This window comes from Pantoea sp., assembly GCF_039594315.1.
Classification (GTDB): domain Bacteria; phylum Pseudomonadota; class Gammaproteobacteria; order Enterobacterales; family Enterobacteriaceae; genus Pantoea.
The window spans coordinates 1-19,070 of record NZ_JBCNNP010000009.1 but is presented as its reverse complement, the minus strand read 5'-3'; the positions used below and the strand labels follow the sequence as shown (position 1 = coordinate 19,070).

Below are 19,070 nucleotides of genomic sequence, written 5' to 3'. Positions count from 1 at the left end.
TGGAATTAGACGTAAATATAAAAAACCTTTTCAAACCTGTTTGAAGGAATTATGACATGGTTTCACTCGCTAAGAATCAAACGGTATCACTCAGCAAACAAACCGCTTCGCTGAATAAATTACATTTCGGCTTAGGCTGGGATCCCATTCAAAAGAAAGGCTTTTTAAATAAGCTTTTTGGCGGCGGCAGTGATGCTATCGATCTTGATGCAAGCTGCATATTATTGGATCAATCCGGTAATGCCATCGATACCATTTGGTTCCGCGCATTAACCTCCCAATGCGGCGCAGTGAAACACAGCGGCGATAACCGCACCGGCGAAGGTGACGGCGACGATGAAGTGATCAACGTCGAATTGTCGCGTCTGCCTGCCAACGTCGAATACCTCGCGTTCACCGTCAATAGCTTCCAGGGCCAAACCTTCAACGAAGTCGAGAACGCCTTCTGCCGCGTGGTCGATCAAAACGGTAAAGAGCTGGCGACATATCAACTCAATGAACAAGGTAACCACACCGGCATCGTGATCGCTTCACTGCATCGCAACGGCGGATTGTGGGACTTCACCGCACATGGCCGTGCCAGCGCAGGCCGCACCATCGAAGCGATGCAAAACGACATCGTTGCCGCAGTGGTGCGCTAATGAACATGACGCCGGGGAGCAATGCTCCCGTTCCCGCTAACCAACTGACGGTGCGCGTGCTGTCTGGCGGCGCGGTGGATGCTTCCGCCTTTCGCCTGTTTGCCAGCGGCAAAGTGAATGGCGATGCCGACATGGTGTTTTACGGCCAGCCGGATAACGATGACCGCACCATCAGCCTGAAAAACGAAGGCAATAACAGCGCGTTTACCGTCGATCTCAGCCGCTTGCGTCCAGAGGTGCAGAAAGTTGCCTTCACCGTGACCTGCGACGGCGGCAGAAATGTGTCGAGCCTGCAACGCTTAGCGATTCAGGTGGAGCAGAGCGGTGAAGTGCTGATGAACGGCAGCGTTGAGCTGGTGGGACGTCAGGAAGCGGCATTGATTCTCGGCGAGCTTTACCGTCGCAACAATGATTGGAAATTCCGCTTTATCGCACAAGGTTTCAACGGTGGCTTAAAGCCATTGGCGGAACACTTTGGCGTGGATGTGGCGGAACCCGCACCAGCACCAGCACCAGCACCGACTCCAGCGCCTGCACCGCAAGCCGCACCGGCTCCCGCGCCGAGCAAAATCAATCTGAGCAAGGTTTCACTGACCAAAGAGAAACCGGCGATCAGCCTGACCAAGCGCGACAACTTCGGCGAGATCCGTATCAACCTCAACTGGCATCGCGAAACCAGCAGCGGCGGCGGTGGCTTCCGTGGATTGTTTGGCGGCGGCAACAAAGGTGTGGATCTCGATCTTGGCGCTTTTGTTGAACTGCAAGACGGGTCGCGTGGCGTGATTCAGGCATTAGGTGGCAACTTTGGCGCCATGCATGCCAAACCTTTCGTACACTTGCAGGGCGACGATCGTACCGGTGAAGTCAGCGACGGCGAATGGATGCACATCAACGGTCGTGAATGGAAAGAGATCCGTGAAGTGCTGATCTTTGCCTTTATCTACGAAGGCGTTGCCAGCTGGGACAAAACCGATGGCTTAGTGACATTGCACATTCCCGATCAGCCGCCGATTGAAACACGTCTGACCGAAGGGGAAAACCGTCGCAACATGTGTGCGATTGCGCGTCTGGTGAATGAGAACGGCAGCATTCGCGTTGAGCGCATCAACCAGTTCTTCAACGGCCATTCCGAAATGGATAAAGCGTTTGGTTGGGGTTTCAACTGGCGTGCAGGCTCAAAATAATTACAGGCAGAGGGTTTACTATGAGTTTCTTCAACAAGGTTAAAGGCGCATTTAATTCTGGCCGCGACGAGTTAACCAAACAGGTTAGCCGCTTCAAAAATAAAAAGTTTATGCAAGGTACTGTGGCGGTGTGCGCGCGCATCGCCGTTGCTGACGGCAGCGTGAGTGCGGAAGAGAAGCAGAAGATGATCGGTTTTCTGCGTGCCTCCGATGAGCTGAAAGTGTTCGATACCAACGAAGTGATCGATTTCTTCAACAAACTGGTGACCAGCTTCGATTTCGATTTGGAAATCGGCAAGGGCGAAACCATGAAGTACATCATGGCGTTAAAAGATCAACCGGAAGCCGCGCAGTTGGCGATCCGTGTCGGTATTGCTGTCGGTAAAAGCGACGGCGATTTTGATGCTGACGAGCAGAAAGCGGTGCGTGAAATCGCGTTGGCTTTGGGCTTCGAACCAGCAGAGTTTGGGCTGTAATTTTTTGTCCTTTAAGGGTTAATCATGGTTTCTACGCATATTGGCTTCCCGGCTGAAACGGTCGCGGTGTTTATCGCGCTGTCAGTGGGCGCTATTTTTATCGACCTGTTTATGCACCGCGGCGATAAGCCGATTTCGCTGAAAAGCGCGGCGTTGTGGTCGGTGTTTTGGGTTGCGGTGGCGATGGGTTTCGCTGGCTTCCTCTATATTCACCACGGCGCTGAAGTTGCCAGCCTGTTCGTCACCGGTTACGCGCTGGAGAAAGTGCTCTCCGTCGATAACCTGTTCGTGATGATGGCGATCTTCTCGTGGTTTGCTGTGCCGGATCGCTACCGCCATCGCGTGCTCTATTGGGGCATCATCGGCGCCATCGTGTTCCGCGGCATCTTCGTGGCCATCGGTACGGGCTTGCTGAGCCTGGGTCCGTACGTCGAAATCGTGTTTGCGCTAATCGTGGCGTGGACGGCGGTGATGATGCTGAAAAGCGGTGATGACAGCGACGAAATCGAAGATTACTCGCAGCATCTGGCTTATCGCATGGTGAAAAAATTCTTCCCGATCTGGCCAAAAATGCGCGGCAACGCGTTCCTGCTGAACCAGAAAGAAGTCGATGCTGAGCTGCAAAAGCCTGAAAACAAAGACGTGACCATTGGCCGTGGCAAGAAAGCCGCGCTGTACGCCACGCCGTTGATGCTGTGTGTGGCAGTGGTTGAGCTTTCTGACGTGATGTTCGCCTTCGATTCCGTTCCAGCGATTATTGCTGTGAGCCGTGAACCGCTGATCGTCTATAGCGCCATGATGTTCGCCATCCTCGGCCTGCGTACCCTGTACTTCGTGCTGGAAGCGTTGAAACAGTATCTGGTGCACCTGGAGAAAGCGGTGATTGTGCTGCTGTTCTTCATCGCGCTGAAACTGGGTCTGAACGCGTCCGACCATATCTGGCATCACGGTTACAGCATCTCTGCTAGCACCAGCCTGTTTGTGGTCTTGGGTGTGTTGGCGGTCGGTATTGTGTTGAGCGTGATGTTCCCCGGCAAGCCCGAGGAAAAAGAAGAGAACTGATCTTCTTCCTGTGTTGAACCTGAAAAATCATTAACCAAGAGGTAATTACAATGAGCGTTTCTCTATCAAAAGGCGGTAACGTTTCGCTGAGCAAAGCGGCACCAACCATGAAAAACGTCCTCGTTGGCCTTGGCTGGGATGCACGTTCCACCGATGGTCAGGACTTTGACCTTGATGCGTCAGCTTTCTTGCTCTCTGCCAGCGGCAAAGTGCGCGGCGACGCTGACTTCATTTTCTACAACAACCTGGTTTCTTCTGACGGTTCCGTGACGCACACCGGTGATAATCGTACCGGCGAAGGCGACGGTGATGATGAGTCACTGAAAATCAAACTGGATATGATTCCAGCTGACGTCGACAAGATCGTCTTCGTGGTCACCATCCACGATGCGCAGACCCGTCGTCAAAGCTTCGGCCAGGTTTCTGGTGCCTTCATTCGTCTGGTTAACGACGACAACCGCAGCGAAGTCGCGCGTTACGATCTGACTGAAGATGCTTCAACCGAAACCGCAATGCTGTTCGGTGAGCTGTATCGCAACGGCGCCGAGTGGAAATTCCGCGCGGTAGGCCAAGGCTACGCTGGCGGTTTGGCGTCTGTTTGTGCGCAGTACGGCATCAACGCATCGTAATGGCTTTAACGGGCAGCCGTGCGCTGCCCGCATCCCTCAATACACAGCAGGAGCTTTACAATGGCAGTTTCTCTGGTAAAAGGCGGTAACGTTTCCCTGACGAAAGAAGCACCGACCATGAACGTAGCCATGGCGGGTTTAGGTTGGGATGCACGCGTCACTGACGGTCAGGATTTCGACCTCGACGCTTCGGTCTTTATGGTGGGTGACGACGGTAAAGTGCTGAGCGACAGCAGCTTTATCTTCTTCAATAACAAAAACAGCAGCTGCGGTTCAGTTGAGCATCAGGGCGATAACCGCACTGGCGCGGGCGAAGGCGATGACGAGCAGGTCAAAGTGACCTTGTCGAAAGTGCCAGCCGAAGTGAAGAAGCTGGTGTTCGCGGTGACGATTTACGATGCGGAAGCACGTAAGCAGAACTTCGGCATGGTCAGCAACAGCTTCATGCGTATCTTCAACAATGACAACGGCGCAGAGATCGCGCGTTTCGATCTGTCTGAAGATGCCTCCACCGAAACCGCGATGGTGTTCGGTGAACTGTATCGCAACGGCAGCGAATGGAAATTTAAAGCCGTTGGTCAGGGCTTCGCCGGCGGCCTGGCCGCGCTGGCTTCACAGCATGGCGTGAGCGTGTGATTTAGCCAATACGTTATCTGAGCCTCGGCATGTCCGGGGCTTTTTATTGCGCATTTTCCGGCAGTTAAGCGTTAATCGGTCACCATAAATGGCGACCCTACGAGATTTGGCGTGGATTTCAGTTACACATCAATAACAGGAGGTTGAAAAGATGATGTTACAACCGGGGCAGAATATGGCGCTGAACGGCAGCGCGTTAACGTTGCGACTCAACTATGAGGTGTCGTCAGCGTTCAAAGGTGAAATTGATACCAGCGTTTTTCTGCTCCATGCCACAGGGAAAGTTAGCGGGGACGAGGACTTTATCTTCTTCAATCAACCTGCGACGGCCAATCGCAGCGTGGTTTTGCAATGCACCCCGCACGCCAGCACGGTTTCACTGGATCTGACAAAGATCGCCGCCAGCGTGAGCAAAATTGCCATCACCATGGTAATCGATGGTGATGCAACGCTCGCCGCGTTGAACAGCATCCATTTCAGTGCAGACAATATCGCGCAATTCAATCCTGAAACACACGGACGCAGCGAGAAGGCGCTGATTCTCGCCGAAGTCTATCGCCACAATGGCGGCTGGAAGTTGCGCGCGTTAGGGCAGGGATTCAACGGAGGTCTGGAACCATTGGCGCGCAATTTTGGTGTCGATGTGGCGCAGCCAGCGCCGATTGCGGCGCCCAGCGTGGTAAGTCTGGAGAAAAAGCTCGAGCAGAAAGCGCCAAGATTGGTGAGTTTGGCGAAAAACGCCAGCGTCAGCTTGAGCAAATATCAGCCGCAAGGCGTAAAAGCCAAAGTGGCGTTTGTGCTGGATGCATCGGGTTCGATGAAAAACCAGTTCAGTAAAGGCAACGTGCAGGCGGTGTTAGATCGCATTGCGGTGCTGGCGGTGCAGTTTGACGATGATGGTTCAATGGATGTCTGGGGCTTTGCCCAGCAGCACGCCAAATATGCCGATGTGACGCTGGATAATCTCGATGGTTACATCACTAACATTCAGCGCGGTGAAAAGAAATCTGCGTGGGAAATCCTGCCCAAATTGGGCGGCACTAACAATGAACCGCCGGTGATGGAAGAGTTGATTGATACTTTCCGCCACAGCGATTTGCCTGTTTACGTGGTGTTTATCACCGATGGTGGCATCAGCAAAACCCGCGCTATTAAAGACGCGATTCGCCGCTCGGCGAACTATCCGATCTTCTGGAAATTTGTTGGTCTCGGCGGCAATAATTACGGCATTTTGCAGGAGTTGGATGACTTCTTGGATCGCCGCATCGATAACACGCATTTCTTTGCCATCGATAACTTTGCCAGTTTGGCGGAAGACCGCTTGTTCGATTTACTGTTAGAAGAGTTTAAACCGTGGCTGGATGCGGCCAAAGCTGACCGCATCTATTAATCGACTAGGGATCCAGACGCAGCATGCGCAGTTTTTCCATCGGCACGCGGCGTTTCTTCCACGTTGGATGGAAGTGACGCCAGTGCGGATCTTGCGCGGCGGCGAGCAGTTCAAAGTCGCCGCGCGTATCGCCCCAGGCGCGAAGATGGTAATTGTGCAGCGGGCCGTAGACGCTTTCGAGGCGCTGGACTTTTTGTCCGCAGCGGCAGTTATGTCCGGTGATTTTACCGGTAAGAACGCCATCAACCACTTCCAGTTGTGTACCGATCAGCTTGATGCCCAAACGTTCGGCAAACGGCTCTAACACCATCGCCGGAGAAGCCGAACAGATGGTCACTTCTGCGCTGGAATTGACTTCAGCGGCAACCGCCAACAATCCCGCCGGACGCATCAACTTATTCCAGTTGGCGGCGCAAAACAGCTGCGCTTGCTGACGCAGCCATTTTTCTTCAACGCCGGTTAAGAAGGTATGAATCAGCACTTCTTTCAACTCATCGCGCGTCAGCTTTTTGCGCATGCAGCGCAGCGTTGGCAGCGCCAAACGGGCGATTTTGCGTGCGAAGACGCGTTTGCCAAAGCTAAAGCGCAGGAATGGGATGAAGCTGTCGTGAATGGTCAGCGTGCCGTCAAAATCAAACACTGACAGCACCTGATCTGCACGCGCTAGGGATGAATCCATGGACATGTTGTGTCTCGTCTCAATGCAAGCGGTAATCAATGCAGCGATGATAGCAAATTCCACGCGCGGGTTCATCGCACAGGCGCCTTCCATGGCGTGCCTTAATGCGCTTAAACGTTATTCGCGGATTTTCCCTCTTCCTCACGCGTTTTGCCTTCTTCGATAAACTCTTCGTCGATCTCTTCGGCGTTCTCTTGGTTATCGCGGCCGGAAAGTAGATTCCAGCAGGCAATAAACAGCGCGGCGATCAGCGGGCCAATCACGAAACCATTGATGCCGTACACTTCCATGCCGCCAAGTGTCGAGATCAGAATCAGGTAATCAGGCATTTTGGTGTCTTTGCCGACCAGCAGCGGGCGCAGGATGTTATCCACCAGGCCAACCACCACCACGAAGAAGCCAATCAGGAACAGCGCCTTCCAGATAGCGCTGGTGGCGAAGAAGAAGATGGTTGCCGGTACCCAAACAATCGCCGAGCCAACCGCTGGAATCAGCGACAGGAACGCCATCAAGGTGCCCCACAACAAGCTGCCGTCGATGCCAGTGATCCAGAAGGCGATACCGCCAAGAATCCCTTGCACCACCGCAACCACCACCGTGCCTTTCACCGTGGCGCGCGATACCGCCGCGAATTTCATCATCAGGTGATGTTTCACGTAAGTCGAAAGCGGCAGCGCTTCCAGCATCAAATTCACCAGCCATGCGCCGTCTTTCAGCAGGAAGAACAGCAGATACAGCATCACGCCAAAGCCCACCGTGAAGGTGAAGGTACCTTTGCCGATCAAGAACGCGCTGCCCGCCAAATATTGGCCGCCTTTTAGCGCGAAGCCGGACAGTTTTTGCTGAATCTCTTGCGCATTATTGAGGTGATTGTCCGCCAGATATTGCTGTGCCCATGACGGCAAATGCTGCAATAGATCAGCAAATACCGCGGGAAACTGCGCCGAGTTGCTTTGCAGTTTGGTGTACACGGTGTTGACTTCCACCACCATCGAAGAGGTGATTAGCGCCAGCGGTGTGAACACAATCAGGCAGATAATCAGCAAGGTAGCGAATGACGCCAAACCGTTGCGATCGCCCATTTTACGGCGTAACAAAGATTTCAGTGGATGGAAGATCACCGCCAGAATCGCGGCCCAGAAAATGGCGGAAAAATACGGTGTCAGCACATCAAAAAATGCGACCGTGACGATCGCCAAAATAACGATAAAGAAGCCGAAATTAAGTCCTTTAATACGCATTACAGTGTCTCGTTTGTCGATAGGGCGACTGAACTATAGAACGCCTGGCGGAGAATGTAATGTTTTTAGGTGAGATCGCTTAAAACGTGGCTCGTTGGGCGCGAATCGGTCATCCTAATCGGCGAACCGATAAAACATCATGTCCCGATTTGTCCGCTTGATGTCTTGGTAGAAGCGCGTGCATGCGGTGATGATGGTGGCTGAATTTAACCGGAGATCGACATGCTGGAATTACGTCCTAACTGCGAATGCTGTGATAAAGATCTGCCACCGGAATCATCCGACGCGCGTATCTGCTCATTTGAATGCACCTTCTGCGTCAGTTGTGCCGAAGGCGTGTTGGCGCAGTGTTGCCCGAATTGTAGCGGTGAGCTGGTGCGGCGTCCGATTCGTCCGGCAGCGGCGTTAGCGCGTCATCCGGCATCAACCACCCGACATTTTTCTGCAGCGGCTACGCGCTGAACCAGTTCGGCTAATTGAGATTCAGCAAACACTTCAATGCCATGCTGGCGCAACAAGGCTGCGGCCACGCCTTGTCCGGGTAACTGTTGGCCGCTGAAGCTGCCGTCATAAATGTGTTGGCTGCCGCAGGTTGGGCTGCCATCGGTGAGCAGGGCAAATCTACAGTCAGATTCTTGTGCCGCACGCAGTGCCAACCAGGCCGCCAGAACGTAGTGTTGCGTGACATCCTTGCCGTCAGATTCGAGGATGCGCGCGGTACCGGCTAATACTTGTTCTGCATTGCCGCCATCGATTTCGGCAGGCAAGCGCGGCGTGTGCAAACCGGCAGCCATTTCCGGACAGTGAATAAGCAAACGTTGTTCCTCTCTCCAGCGTGCAAGCGTATTGGAGATAAGGGCTTTATCGCTGCCGTTATATCGCACGGCATATCCCATCAGACAGGCACTGACTAATATTCTCTCCATCTATCCTGACTCCTTAAATATTCGGTTGCGGCTTCTTGTGCTATTTATATGTTGCGCAACAACTGTAATATTGAGCGTGATATTAATCACTGTATTGTATTAATACGCACACTAACCGATTTCGACTAATAAACGATGTATAAAATGATAAATAATGCTGAAGTTTGAGTCGCAATACGGGGGCTTGATGCAAGGTTTGTTTTTAATAATTTGATTTTAAAGGGTTTGATTTGTTTGTGATGATTTTTATGTCATTTTTGATTGATGATAAATTAATGTTTTTTAAACAACATTAAGCGCTGGTCAGAGCACGGACCTTATTTGTGGTTGAAATCCGTTGCGCAAAATATTATTTGCAAAGCTAATTTGTTTTTGCGTATTTTTCCGAAAGACAGTGCTTTTAGAAAGCATTTTTCAATTTTAAATGGTATTGTTTACCGGCAATGCTAGTGATGTGGCGTTGTGTGCTTCAGTTTTACCCTCACTCTTGTAGGGTTTACCCGCTTATGCAATTTATGGAAATTGAATTATCCTCCCGATCCTTGTGATCGGGTTTTTCTTTAATTTTCCGTCTCCTGTATTCATCTATTTCCTCGTGCTTAAATTCGGACCAAGTTATGTCAGAGAATTCACAATCGTTAAGAAAGTGATAATTTGGGGTAATTTCCTGTAAGTTTCCGATTTTTAAGAGTTTTGGAAATGCTTTTCTGCCGACAATTAATTGATAGTGATGCTCAACGGCACAGCAACCGCCGTTATCATTGGAGGCAACATCATGAAAAAAACAACATTAAGTCTTATTGCGTCACTTATTGCATGCAGCACACTGATTTCTAACGTAGCGCGCGCCGATGATCATGGCGATCAGCGCTGGCAGCAGCACGGCGGCGACCAGCATCAGGATCATGGCCGTGGCCCTGATCATGGCGGCGACCATGGACCGGATCGTGGTCCGGATCATGGCTACAATCACGACCGCGGTCCAGGTCCTGATCGTCACGACCATTATGCTGACCATCGTATGCCGGAAGGACATCATGGCGGCGATCGCTTTGCCTGGGGCGGTCATGATTTCCGTCGCGGCTATCCCGCACCGCCGGAATTCCGTGGCCCACATTATCGTGTAGATGATTGGCGCGGCCGTGGTTTGTATGAACCACCGCGTGGCGAACATTGGGCCTATATCGACGGTAATTATGTGCTGGTGGCGGCTGCAACGGGCATCATCACTGCCATTCTGCTTAACGGCGCTTTCAACTAATTTCCCCGACGGATGGCGACGGCCATCCGTGTTTCTCTCCGCTTTATCCGCTCACCAGGTTATTCTCTATACGACCCGTTTTTCCTTTTGAGACGTTAAGGAGTGATGATGACCGTGGTAAAAATGGTGGCGGTGGATAAGGACGGCACCTTTCTCGACGACAATAAACAGTTCAATCGCCCGCGTTTTGCCGCTTGCTATCAGGAAATGAAGCAGCGTGGCATCAAATTTGTGGTAGCCAGCGGCAACCAATACTACCAACTCAAATCCTTCTTCCCCGACATCGCCAGCGAAATCGCCTTTGTGGCGGAAAACGGCGCGTGGATCATCGATTGTGACGAAGAGTTGTTCTGTGGTTCGTTCTCGCGGCAGGACATTGATGCGGTGCTGGATACGCTGCATAACGGCAATTATCCCGAACTGCGCTATATCCTCTGCGGGCGCGACAGCGCTTACTACTTCGAGGGCATCGATGAAGAGTGGCTGGTGAAGATGCGTCACTACTGCCATCGCCTCAAACCGATTCGCCGCCTGGAAGATGTGGGCGACGATAAGCTGTTCAAGTTCGCGCTGAATCTTTCTGATGATTATGTTGAACCGCTGATGGCAGACATTGAGCGTCTGCATCATGGTGCAGCAGCGGCGACCTCCAGCGGGCACGGTTCGGTCGATTTAATCGTGCCTGGCAATCATAAAGGCCACGGCTTGGATCTGCTCGGCAAGCGCTGGGGCATTGAACGCAGCGAGATTCTGGTGTTTGGCGATGGTGGCAACGATCTGGAGATGTTGCAACAATCGGGCTTCAGCTTTGCCATGGCGAACGCACCGCAGAAGGTGAAAGACGCGGCACGCTTCGAAGCGCCCAGCAACAATGAAGAGGGCGTGTTGCAGGTGATTGAGCAGATGCTGGCGGGCAAACCGCCGTTTGTCATCTAATCGTCATCTAAAACTCAATTTATTCTTAGCTTTGCCGATATTCGATTGTGACGGAACGCACAATTCGCCGCTGAGCGGCACTTCTTATCTCAATCGTTAATGCAGTCGGTTAGTAAGGATAAATTATGTTGCCAACCCGTTTGGCTGCCCGAATGACTTTGGGCGGCCTGTTATTACTGTGTGTTACCACCGCCGTGGTGTTCTCGGTGCTGATGTTGCGTGGTCAGCCACGCGTCATCGAAGCCAGCCATAAACTGATCGAGCAAGCTGGCAGTAATTTAGTCAGTCAGCTCAATCAGCAATTAATCCGCATTGAAGGCGAAGCCGTTAGCATGGCGCGCCTCGCCGAAGTGCTACCGCACGATGCCACGCTGTGGCAGCAAAGTTTCCCGCAAATCATCAACAGCAGCGGCAATAAAACCATTGCGGGTGGCGGCGTATGGCCGGAACCCGATGCGTTTACGGCTGGTGTGCAGCGCCGCAGTTTCTTTTGGGCGCGACAAGCGAACGGCGCGTTGGCCTACTCTGATGATTACAATCTGCCAGCGGGCAACGGCTATCAGCAAGAAAGCTGGTATAGCGCGGTGCGTAATGCGCCACGCGATCGCTGCGGTTGGTCAGAGGTTTATCAGGATCCGGTTTCTGCTGTGAATATGGTGACCTGTAGCGTGCCGTACGTGGCGGGCGATCGCTTTGCCGGCGTTGCTACGCTGGATGTGCAACTGGATAACCTCGCCGGATTTATGCAGCAAAAAGGGCAGGTGACCGGCGGCTATGCTTTCGCGCTCGATGGGGCTGGCAATTTGCTGTATTACCCCGGGCAAGATCTCAAATCATTGAGCAGTTTAAATAAGCTGGCGGAAAAATCCCCGTGGTTGGCTCCCCTTGCTGCGCGCATCGCTGAATTAAAAGACGATGGCAAGGTGTTGCAGTTGTCTGATTTTAACGATGACTATTTGCACACTCACGCGCAAGTTTCGCTGTTCCGCATGCCCGGCACCGGTTGGGTGATTGGTTTAGTGACGCCGGAAAGTGCCGTTAGCGGCCTGGCTCGCACCATGATGCGCGATATCTTCACCTTCTTAATTCCAGCGATGATCGTTTTGCTGTTCCTGACCTGGGCATTCACGCAACGTATTGGGCAGCGCCTGAAAGCGACTCACGCTGCGTTGGATGAGATCGCCAACGGCGACGGCGATTTGACACGTCGTCTGACCAAAAGCGGGCGGGATGAATTGGCAGATATTGCCGGCGCATTTAACAGCTTTGTCGACAAGATCGCAGGCGTGATTACGCGGGTGCAGGGCAGCGGCGAAACCGTGGCGGCGAACGCATCCGGCTTAGCCCACAGCAACAGCGCGCTGTCGGAGAAAATTGCCGAACAGGCGGCGGCGCTTGAGCAGAGCGCAGCGGCGATGGAGCAGCTCAACGCTACCGTGCAACAAAACGCCGAAAACACGCGCTTGGCCGATGCCGCCGCTGAGCAAACCGCACAAATCGCACGCAGCAGCAGTGAAGTGATGAGCGAAGTGGTCAGCACCATGGGCGCGATTCAGTCCTCATCGCGACGTGTGGCAGAGATTTTGACCGTAATCGACAGCATCGCGTTCCAAACCAATATCCTTGCGTTGAATGCTGCGGTTGAAGCCGCGCGGGCCGGGGAACAAGGGCGCGGCTTTGCTGTGGTGGCCTCTGAAGTTCGCGCACTGGCACAGCGCAGTGCCACAGCGGCGCAGGAAATCAAGGCGTTGATTGCCGATTCCGACAGCAACGTTTTGGCTGGCAGCAAGCTGGTGGAGGGCGCTGGCCAACAACTGACGCAGTTGGTTGGCGACGTGCACAAAGTGAAGCAAGTGGTCAGCGAAATGCGCGTGGCGGGCGATGAGCAGAGCAAAGGCATCGCGGAAGTGACGCTGGCGGTTTCGCAGATGGAGCGGAGTATTCAGCAGAACTTGATGCTGGTGACGCAAACCGCTGAAAACACCCAAGCGTTGCGTGATGAAGCAGCGCAATTGGCGCAAGAAATTGCCATGTTTAAAGTGGCCGAGCAGTAAACGAGTCGGGCAGCCACAGCGCTGCCCGAATGATTTAAACGATGCGCCAGGCGGCGGCGATCATCTCCGTCAACGTCGGGGCATCGTAACTGACCCAACCGTTTTTGCTGTTGGCGCGCGCCACAATCCAATCCACTTCCGTTGCCGCAAGCGTCGGTCCGTCGATCCAGAAAGGAGTAATCGCATGGTGCTGAATCCAGGTTTTTAACGCCAAAGCAGGCGGGGCGGGATCGTCTGGCAGCAGTTGTTGACCGAGCTGCGCCATCAAACGTTGCTGCTCAACATGTTCGGTTTCTGCTAATACATCGAGGAACGGGAACAGCAAACGACCACATACTTCGCCGTGATGGAACGGCTTGATGGCGCCCAATTCACCGGCTATGCCATGGATTACGCCTAAACCGGCGCTGCTCAAGCACACGCCGCCTAGCCAGGATGCCATCATCATCGCTTCGCGCGCGGCATCGCCACGCTCATCATCACGATTGAGATCGGGCCACGCTTTAAAGAACAGTCGCAGACCGTTGAGCGCGGTTTGCTGGGTAAACAGATTACCCTTACGCGACAGATACGCCTCAAATAAATGGGTGAAAGCATCAATTGCGCAGGTGGCTAGCACGCTGTCCGGCGCGCCTTTGAGCAAGTCGGCATCCAGAATCGCCACCTGCGGCACAAACACCGGATGACGCAGCGAGGCTTTGACCTGAATGTGTTGCTGATCGGTCACTACCGCGTTTTGCGTGGCTTCGCTGCCAGTACCCGCAGTGGTAGGAATCGCGATCAGCGGTAAGGTGATGGCTTGCACCGGCGTATCGCCAACTTTTTCCAGATAGCGCGCGGTGTTCAGCGGATGTTGCATCATGGCGCTGAAAGCTTTGGCGGCATCCAACACGCTGCCGCCGCCAATCGCCACTACGCGATCAACGTGGCCGCGCCAGCGCCGCACCCATTCATCAATCTCACCCGGTGACGCTTCATGACTGACGATTTCGTAACCGAGGATCTGGTCGTTCAGCGCCGCGCCCAAACGCGCCCAGGCGGGGCCATTCAGAAATGAGCGGCCGCAAAACAGCAATGTGGGTTGCGGATTGGCTGAGAGCAGAGGAATTAACTGGTCGATGCTGCCGCGACCAAACAGGGTTTGTTGATTACTGTACAACTCGATCAGATTCTCACTCACCTGTATGTCCTTTTTGATTAGCGTAAAGAACCTAGTGTAATCAAAAGCCGTGACATTCCAGCGGCAAACATTCTGATAACCCTAAGGCAAAAAGTTGATCACCTTCGCAAAACAGAAATTCCGCCGCCGCGACTGATGCTTTGCCAGCAATGTTACCCTTAACATGATACCCGTAACATTGCGTGGCGGGATAATTTCTCGCTGTGCTCGCTGCTGAAACTTACGTCCTCTGGGATAACCAAAATAAACCGCTGCCGGCAGCTTGCCGTGCGCAAAAGTGGAGAAAAATTATGCCATTACTCTATGTGGCGATTGGCGTAGCGTTACTGCTGTTGCTGATGATTCGTTTCAAGTTAAACGGATTTATTGCGCTGATTCTGGTGGCGCTGGCAGTTGGCATGATGCAGGGCATGCCGGTCAATAAAGTCATCGTCTCGATTAAAACCGGTGTCGGCGGCACCTTGGGCAGCCTGGCGCTGATCATGGGCTTTGGCGCGATGTTGGGTAAACTGCTGGCAGATTGTGGTGGCGCGCAACGTATCGCCACGACCTTGATCGCCAAATTTGGTCAGAAACACATTCAGTGGGCGCTGGTGCTGACCGGATTCACGGTTGGCTTCGCGCTGTTCTATGAAGTCGGCTTTGTGCTGATGTTGCCGTTAGTGTTCAGCATCGCCGCCTCTGCGCGCGTGCCGCTGCTCTATGTCGGTGTACCCATGGCCGCTGCGCTTTCGGTGACACACGGTTTTCTGCCGCCGCATCCAGGTCCAACTGCCATCGCCACCTTGTTTAATGCCGATATGGGCAAAACGCTGCTGTACGGCACGCTGTTAGGTATTCCAACGGTGATTCTGGCGGGTCCGGTTTATGCACGTTTCCTGAAAGGCATTGATAAGCCGATCCCAGAAGGATTGTGGAACCCGAAAACCTTTACCGAAGCAGAAATGCCGGGCTTTGCTGTCAGCGTCTGGACATCGTTGGTGCCGGTAGTATTAATGGCGCTGCGCGCGGTGGCTGAAATGCTATTGCCGAAAGGTCACGCGTTGCTGCCGTATGCCGAATTCTTTGGCGATCCGATCATGGCAACCTTGATTGCGGTGCTGATTGCTATCTTCACCTTCGGCCTCAATCGTGGACGCAGCATGGACGAAGTGATGGGCACGATTACCGATTCCATCAAGATTATTGCCATGATGCTGTTAGTGATTGGCGGCGGCGGGGCGTTTAAGCAAGTGCTGGTGGACAGCGGCGTGGATAAATACATCGCCAACATGATGCACGCTACCAACCTGTCACCGATCTTTATGGCGTGGTCGATTGCGGCGGTACTGCGTATCGCGCTGGGTTCCGCGACCGTGGCGGCGATTACGGCGGGCGGGATTGTTGCGCCATTGATCATTACCAGCGGAGCCAGCCCAGAATTAATGGTGATTGCGGTCGGTTCCGGTAGCGTGATTTTCTCGCACGTTAACGATCCCGGCTTCTGGCTGTTCAAGGAGTATTTCAACCTGACCATTGGCGAAACCTTCCGCTCATGGTCCGCGCTGGAAACCATCATTTCAGTGTGCGGTTTGGTCGGTTGCTTGCTGCTGGCTAACGTAGTGTAAGTTTGATGGCTGAGGCAACGCGCCTCAGCCATCAACGCCTTACTGTGTTAACGCACGAAAGGCCGCAAGTTCCTCTTCTGGCATTCCCGCTTGCAATGCCGCCGCGCAGATTTGCTGCCAGCTGTTGCTATCCAGCGGAATTCCCTCGCGATTGCGCTCCACGCGATTCTGTTCTTCCCACTCGCCTGGCACCTGAATCGGCGCATCACCGCTTTGCGGCGACTGTTTCACCCAATCAAGGAAGGATTCAGCTTCTTCCTGCATCGCCGGTGCATCAAAAGCATCAGGATTGACGATGATGGTGGTCATGCAGTTGAAAATCGCGTCGTGGCAGGTGACTAACGTTTCATCATGCGTGGTGCGTCCACCGGACAGCGCGCCGCCGAGAATTTCACACATCGTCGCCAGCGCGTACCCTTTGTGCAAGCCAAACGGCATCAACGAACCATACGGTGCTTGATGCATCACGCCAGGTTCAGTCGTTGGCTTGCCTTGGTGATCGATGAGATAGCCGGGAGCCACTTCCTGACCTTTATTCCATGCCACGCGCGTTTTGCCAAATGCGATGCCGCTGGTGGCAAAATCGAGCAGCAAAGGTTTGCCATCCTTGCGCGGGAATACGGCGCAAAACGGATTGGTACCGAAGCGACGATCGCTGCCGTTGAATGGCGCGACCATCGGATCGCCCATCACGTTAACGAAATGGAACGAGACAAAACCGGCCGCTGCACACTGTTCTGCCCAATGTCCAATGCGTCCGATGTGATGTGAATGGTGTAAACCCACCGCCGCGATGCCCAGCTTAGCGGCACGCTCTATGCCTAGCTGCATCGCCTCAAAAGCGGCAACCTGACCAAAGCCGTTATGGCCATGCAACGTCAGCACCGCACCGGCATCTTTCTCCAGCGTGGTGTGTTGATTCAACTGCAAAAAACCGGCCGAAAGCGATTTCATATAGCTGGGAATCATGCCAACGCCGTGCGAGTCATGGCCGGCGAGGTTAGCGGCCACCAAATGATCGGCAACCAATTTTGCCTCTTCGATGCGGCTGCCCGCATGTAACCAGATAGCCTGAACAAATTGATGAAGGTGGGAAGGGGGAATGCGATGCAAGATACTCACGCGGTCAATCTCCTTATCATGATCAATAACGCATCCTGCGACTAAAACAGTAATAACGGCAAGTAAGTATTTGGCAAGGAAAGGGCCACAAACAGTGGCCCAAAAACTCAGTGCGGTTGTTCAAAACCCGCTTTAACCATCTGATCGCGCAGTGCGCGGGTAATTTCACGGTTCCCACCCGTGATCGGATAAATGACATTGTTGACGACATCGTCAAGGTAATGCTCTTCAAACTCCTGCATGGTGAGTTGCGTGCCACCTTCATCGTTAATCGCAATGCTACCGCTGATGTGGTTGCCGTAATCCTTTGCCTTGAGGCTGTAACGCCCCATGCTGGTATTAATCGTGCTCATAAAATTCTCCTTGTTACGTAGGCATTGATAACAATTGAGGCCTGCTTTAGGCGCTGTAAGTTTAGACTCTGGGCGATGGAAAAATGCGCGAACAAGACGAGGGAAATTGATCGCTGCGACCGGTCTCGCAGAAATTCAATGTGACTAAACACGGCGTCATCAAATGGACGTGAACAGCTTCGCAGCGCGCAGCGAAAGCAGAATGATCATCTATACTGATTTGCAGATACGTTATTTTTCATACATGAAGGAGCGAACAATGAAAATAATTCTGTGGATCATCGCCATTATCTTCATCGTCGGATTACTTACGATAACAGGCGTGTTTAAGCTGATTTTCTGATATGAAAAGGCACCTGCGGGTGCCTTCATTGATTATTCTGCATAGGATTTTTCTTTCTCGGAAAAGGCCACGAATCGAGGAATGAGATCGCGCAAATCGATCGGTTTTTGGCAATGCGCGCAACAGGCGCCGTGATGATCTGGGTTATCGACCTTTTCCCGCTTGGGGGAAGTGTAAAAAAATTTACCGCTACCGCAGCGGCTACAACGAATTTTCACCTGCGTTCCTTTCCTCTCCGTCCTGGAGCTATGAGAATTAACTTAATCATCGGAAGAGTTCAATTGATAAATTTAATTGAATTATTTCTTATGTGAACGATCGGCGGTAAGTGTATGAATAGTCGATTGTTGTCTCGGGTAACCATCACACAAGGTTTGCACTTATTGTGCATGACATAACATTCCTCATCGGTTTAATAGCCGTTTCGACTCTCTTTCCTGCCTGAAGTACAATTAGGAGCTGGATTACAAAAATCCCAGACTTTACCTGGAGTGATTAATGTCAACTTCCAGTACGCTCATGTGTGAAAAAAGTAAGACATTTCGCAGTTCAGAAACTTGCAAATGCTGCATCGATGGTTATGCAGTTTTTAGAATGATTTGACGGGAAATTTAGTTGTGAATCGGCATATTTCTGCAGCCTTAATCGGCTGCTTTTTGACTTTAACGGTCTCATTTTCGGCATTAGCGGAAACCACCTCACAAGCCATTAAATCTGGCTGGAATACCTTCAGCGATAACGTCGCGCAGACGTGGTCGCAACCGCAAAGCTACGATTTTTATCTCCCTGCGATAACATGGCATAACCGCTGGACCTATGACGATGAGCACATCAAAAAGTACAACGAACGTCCGTGGGGCGCGGGTGCAGGTGTGTCACGTTGGGATGAGAAGGGGAACTGGAACGGTTTGTATGTGATGGCGTTCAAGGACTCATTTAACAAATGGGAACCGATTGGCGGTTACGGTTGGGAAGCCACTTGGCGACCTCTAGATGATCAAAATTTCCATTTGGGTGCAGGCTACACCGTGGGTGTCACCGCGAGGGATAATTGGAAATATATCCCGGTTCCGCTGGTTTTACCTTTAGCATCAATCGGATATGGTCCGGCAACTTTTCAAATGACTTATATTCCGGGCACTTACAATAACGGAAATGTCTATTTTGCCTGGCTAAGATTTGAGTTTTAAGATTTAAACGTGCGCAGAAAGTGTGATCAGCACGCAAAAAATCAATATTTATCACTTTTTCATCAATTCGCACTGGACAAATGTCACCGCAATTGCTGTACTAGACGTCGACACAGTTTAGTGTCCTTTTTTCATGTAAAGGTAATATAGATGTCTAAGA

Annotated in this window: 20 protein-coding genes; 13 read left to right on the top strand and 7 right to left on the bottom strand. The window is 52.5% G+C overall.

The window, feature by feature from the left end:
* The first annotated feature begins 56 nt into the window (after nt 1-56).
* The 7 genes from ABDW13_RS08405 to ABDW13_RS08375 all read left to right on the top strand — a co-directional run bounded on the left by ABDW13_RS08405 (nt 57) and on the right by ABDW13_RS08375 (nt 6,018).
* Nucleotides 57-641 (top strand): TerD family protein, encoded by a 585-nt coding sequence (locus ABDW13_RS08405; RefSeq protein WP_343552077.1) that lies wholly within the window; start codon nt 57-59, stop codon nt 639-641.
* On the top strand, nt 641-1,825 hold the full coding sequence (locus tag ABDW13_RS08400; RefSeq protein WP_343552075.1) for a TerD family protein: 1,185 nt from the start codon (nt 641-643) through the stop codon (nt 1,823-1,825). Before ABDW13_RS08405 ends, ABDW13_RS08400 begins: the two co-directional genes overlap by 1 nt.
* Nucleotides 1,826-1,845: 20 nt before the next feature.
* A complete protein-coding gene (locus tag ABDW13_RS08395) occupies nt 1,846-2,301 on the top strand; it encodes a tellurite resistance TerB family protein (RefSeq protein WP_343552073.1) in 456 nt (151 codons plus the stop codon).
* Between the two features lie 24 nt (nt 2,302-2,325).
* On the top strand, nt 2,326-3,363 hold the full coding sequence (locus tag ABDW13_RS08390; protein WP_343552072.1) for a TerC/Alx family metal homeostasis membrane protein: 1,038 nt from the start codon (nt 2,326-2,328) through the stop codon (nt 3,361-3,363).
* 50 nt (nt 3,364-3,413) lie between these two features.
* Nucleotides 3,414-3,992, top strand: coding sequence for a TerD family protein (locus ABDW13_RS08385; RefSeq protein WP_343552071.1), 579 nt, complete (start codon nt 3,414-3,416; stop codon nt 3,990-3,992).
* Nucleotides 3,993-4,052: 60 nt separating this feature from the next.
* Nucleotides 4,053-4,628, top strand: coding sequence for a TerD family protein (locus tag ABDW13_RS08380; protein ID WP_343552069.1), 576 nt, complete (start codon nt 4,053-4,055; stop codon nt 4,626-4,628).
* A 151-nt stretch (nt 4,629-4,779) separates the two neighbouring features.
* Nucleotides 4,780-6,018: a VWA domain-containing protein gene (locus tag ABDW13_RS08375; RefSeq protein ID WP_343552068.1), complete on the top strand. Its 1,239-nt coding sequence runs from the start codon at nt 4,780-4,782 to the stop codon at nt 6,016-6,018.
* 4 nt (nt 6,019-6,022) lie between these two features.
* On the opposite strand, the gene ABDW13_RS08370 is transcribed toward ABDW13_RS08375, so the two are convergent.
* Both ABDW13_RS08370 and ABDW13_RS08365 read right to left on the bottom strand, forming a co-directional pair.
* A complete protein-coding gene (locus ABDW13_RS08370) occupies nt 6,023-6,703 on the bottom strand; it encodes an HAD family hydrolase (protein ID WP_343552067.1) in 681 nt (226 codons plus the stop codon).
* A 104-nt stretch (nt 6,704-6,807) separates the two neighbouring features.
* Nucleotides 6,808-7,938: an AI-2E family transporter gene (locus ABDW13_RS08365; protein ID WP_343552066.1), complete on the bottom strand. Its 1,131-nt coding sequence runs from the start codon at nt 7,936-7,938 to the stop codon at nt 6,808-6,810.
* 222 nt (nt 7,939-8,160) lie between these two features.
* Here ABDW13_RS08365 and ABDW13_RS08360 point away from each other — a divergent pair, with 222 nt between their 5' ends.
* Nucleotides 8,161-8,400, top strand: a complete 240-nt coding sequence (locus ABDW13_RS08360) for a DUF1272 domain-containing protein (RefSeq protein WP_343552064.1) — start codon at nt 8,161-8,163, stop codon at nt 8,398-8,400.
* On the opposite strand, the gene ABDW13_RS08355 is transcribed toward ABDW13_RS08360, so the two are convergent.
* On the bottom strand, nt 8,352-8,864 hold the full coding sequence (locus tag ABDW13_RS08355; RefSeq protein WP_343552063.1) for a DUF523 domain-containing protein: 513 nt from the start codon (nt 8,862-8,864) through the stop codon (nt 8,352-8,354). The genes ABDW13_RS08360 and ABDW13_RS08355 overlap by 49 nt on opposite strands.
* Before the next feature lie 775 nt (nt 8,865-9,639).
* On the opposite strand from ABDW13_RS08355, the gene ABDW13_RS08350 reads away from it, so the two are divergent.
* The 3 genes from ABDW13_RS08350 to ABDW13_RS08340 all read left to right on the top strand — a co-directional run bounded on the left by ABDW13_RS08350 (nt 9,640) and on the right by ABDW13_RS08340 (nt 13,115).
* The gene (locus ABDW13_RS08350; RefSeq protein WP_343552062.1) at nt 9,640-10,125 is read left to right on the top strand and encodes an RcnB family protein; all 486 of its coding nucleotides are present in this window, start codon (nt 9,640-9,642) and stop codon (nt 10,123-10,125) included.
* Nucleotides 10,126-10,233: 108 nt separating this feature from the next.
* Complete coding sequence (locus ABDW13_RS08345) at nt 10,234-11,061, top strand: Cof-type HAD-IIB family hydrolase (RefSeq protein ID WP_343552061.1); 828 nt, start codon at nt 10,234-10,236, stop codon at nt 11,059-11,061.
* A 125-nt stretch (nt 11,062-11,186) separates the two neighbouring features.
* On the top strand, nt 11,187-13,115 hold the full coding sequence (locus ABDW13_RS08340) for a methyl-accepting chemotaxis protein (protein WP_343552060.1): 1,929 nt from the start codon (nt 11,187-11,189) through the stop codon (nt 13,113-13,115).
* Between the two features lie 34 nt (nt 13,116-13,149).
* Here the strand turns inward: ABDW13_RS08340 and ABDW13_RS08335 are convergent, their stop codons facing one another.
* Entirely contained in the window at nt 13,150-14,313 is a 1,164-nt protein-coding gene (locus ABDW13_RS08335; protein WP_343552235.1) for an iron-containing alcohol dehydrogenase, read from the bottom strand.
* A gap of 272 nt (nt 14,314-14,585) precedes the next feature.
* On the opposite strand from ABDW13_RS08335, the gene gntT reads away from it, so the two are divergent.
* A complete protein-coding gene (gntT, locus tag ABDW13_RS08330; RefSeq protein ID WP_343552059.1) occupies nt 14,586-15,902 on the top strand; it encodes a gluconate transporter in 1,317 nt (438 codons plus the stop codon).
* A gap of 39 nt (nt 15,903-15,941) precedes the next feature.
* Here gntT and ABDW13_RS08325 read toward each other — a convergent pair whose 3' ends face one another.
* The 3 genes from ABDW13_RS08325 to ABDW13_RS08315 form a co-directional block, all read right to left on the bottom strand.
* Nucleotides 15,942-17,024, bottom strand: a complete 1,083-nt coding sequence (locus ABDW13_RS08325) for a malate/lactate/ureidoglycolate dehydrogenase (RefSeq protein ID WP_343552057.1) — start codon at nt 17,022-17,024, stop codon at nt 15,942-15,944.
* Between the two features lie 107 nt (nt 17,025-17,131).
* Nucleotides 17,132-17,377, bottom strand: coding sequence for a hypothetical protein (locus ABDW13_RS08320; RefSeq protein WP_007890717.1), 246 nt, complete (start codon nt 17,375-17,377; stop codon nt 17,132-17,134).
* A 375-nt stretch (nt 17,378-17,752) separates the two neighbouring features.
* Entirely contained in the window at nt 17,753-17,938 is a 186-nt protein-coding gene (locus ABDW13_RS08315; RefSeq protein WP_343552053.1) for a hypothetical protein, read from the bottom strand.
* Between the two features lie 426 nt (nt 17,939-18,364).
* Here ABDW13_RS08315 and pagP point away from each other — a divergent pair, with 426 nt between their 5' ends.
* Nucleotides 18,365-18,910, top strand: coding sequence for a lipid IV(A) palmitoyltransferase PagP (gene pagP / locus ABDW13_RS08310; RefSeq protein WP_343552234.1), 546 nt, complete (start codon nt 18,365-18,367; stop codon nt 18,908-18,910).
* Nucleotides 18,911-19,070 lie beyond the last annotated feature (160 nt).

What these genes read in the sequence shown, in the direction of transcription:
- ABDW13_RS08405 (WP_343552077.1), top strand. Translation starts at nt 57, where the DNA reads ATGGTTTCACTCGCTAAGAATCAAACGGTATCACTCAGCAAACAAACC.
- ABDW13_RS08400 (WP_343552075.1), top strand. Translation starts at nt 641, where the DNA reads ATGAACATGACGCCGGGGAGCAATGCTCCCGTTCCCGCTAACCAACTG.
- ABDW13_RS08395 (WP_343552073.1), top strand. Translation starts at nt 1,846, where the DNA reads ATGAGTTTCTTCAACAAGGTTAAAGGCGCATTTAATTCTGGCCGCGAC.
- ABDW13_RS08390 (WP_343552072.1), top strand. Translation starts at nt 2,326, where the DNA reads ATGGTTTCTACGCATATTGGCTTCCCGGCTGAAACGGTCGCGGTGTTT.
- ABDW13_RS08385 (WP_343552071.1), top strand. Translation starts at nt 3,414, where the DNA reads ATGAGCGTTTCTCTATCAAAAGGCGGTAACGTTTCGCTGAGCAAAGCG.
- ABDW13_RS08380 (WP_343552069.1), top strand. Translation starts at nt 4,053, where the DNA reads ATGGCAGTTTCTCTGGTAAAAGGCGGTAACGTTTCCCTGACGAAAGAA.
- ABDW13_RS08375 (WP_343552068.1), top strand. Translation starts at nt 4,780, where the DNA reads ATGATGTTACAACCGGGGCAGAATATGGCGCTGAACGGCAGCGCGTTA.
- ABDW13_RS08370 (WP_343552067.1), bottom strand. Translation starts at nt 6,703, where the DNA reads ATGTCCATGGATTCATCCCTAGCGCGTGCAGATCAGGTGCTGTCAGTG.
- ABDW13_RS08365 (WP_343552066.1), bottom strand. Translation starts at nt 7,938, where the DNA reads ATGCGTATTAAAGGACTTAATTTCGGCTTCTTTATCGTTATTTTGGCG.
- ABDW13_RS08360 (WP_343552064.1), top strand. Translation starts at nt 8,161, where the DNA reads ATGCTGGAATTACGTCCTAACTGCGAATGCTGTGATAAAGATCTGCCA.
- ABDW13_RS08355 (WP_343552063.1), bottom strand. Translation starts at nt 8,864, where the DNA reads ATGGAGAGAATATTAGTCAGTGCCTGTCTGATGGGATATGCCGTGCGA.
- ABDW13_RS08350 (WP_343552062.1), top strand. Translation starts at nt 9,640, where the DNA reads ATGAAAAAAACAACATTAAGTCTTATTGCGTCACTTATTGCATGCAGC.
- ABDW13_RS08345 (WP_343552061.1), top strand. Translation starts at nt 10,234, where the DNA reads ATGACCGTGGTAAAAATGGTGGCGGTGGATAAGGACGGCACCTTTCTC.
- ABDW13_RS08340 (WP_343552060.1), top strand. Translation starts at nt 11,187, where the DNA reads ATGTTGCCAACCCGTTTGGCTGCCCGAATGACTTTGGGCGGCCTGTTA.
- gntT (WP_343552059.1), top strand. Translation starts at nt 14,586, where the DNA reads ATGCCATTACTCTATGTGGCGATTGGCGTAGCGTTACTGCTGTTGCTG.
- ABDW13_RS08320 (WP_007890717.1), bottom strand. Translation starts at nt 17,377, where the DNA reads ATGAGCACGATTAATACCAGCATGGGGCGTTACAGCCTCAAGGCAAAG.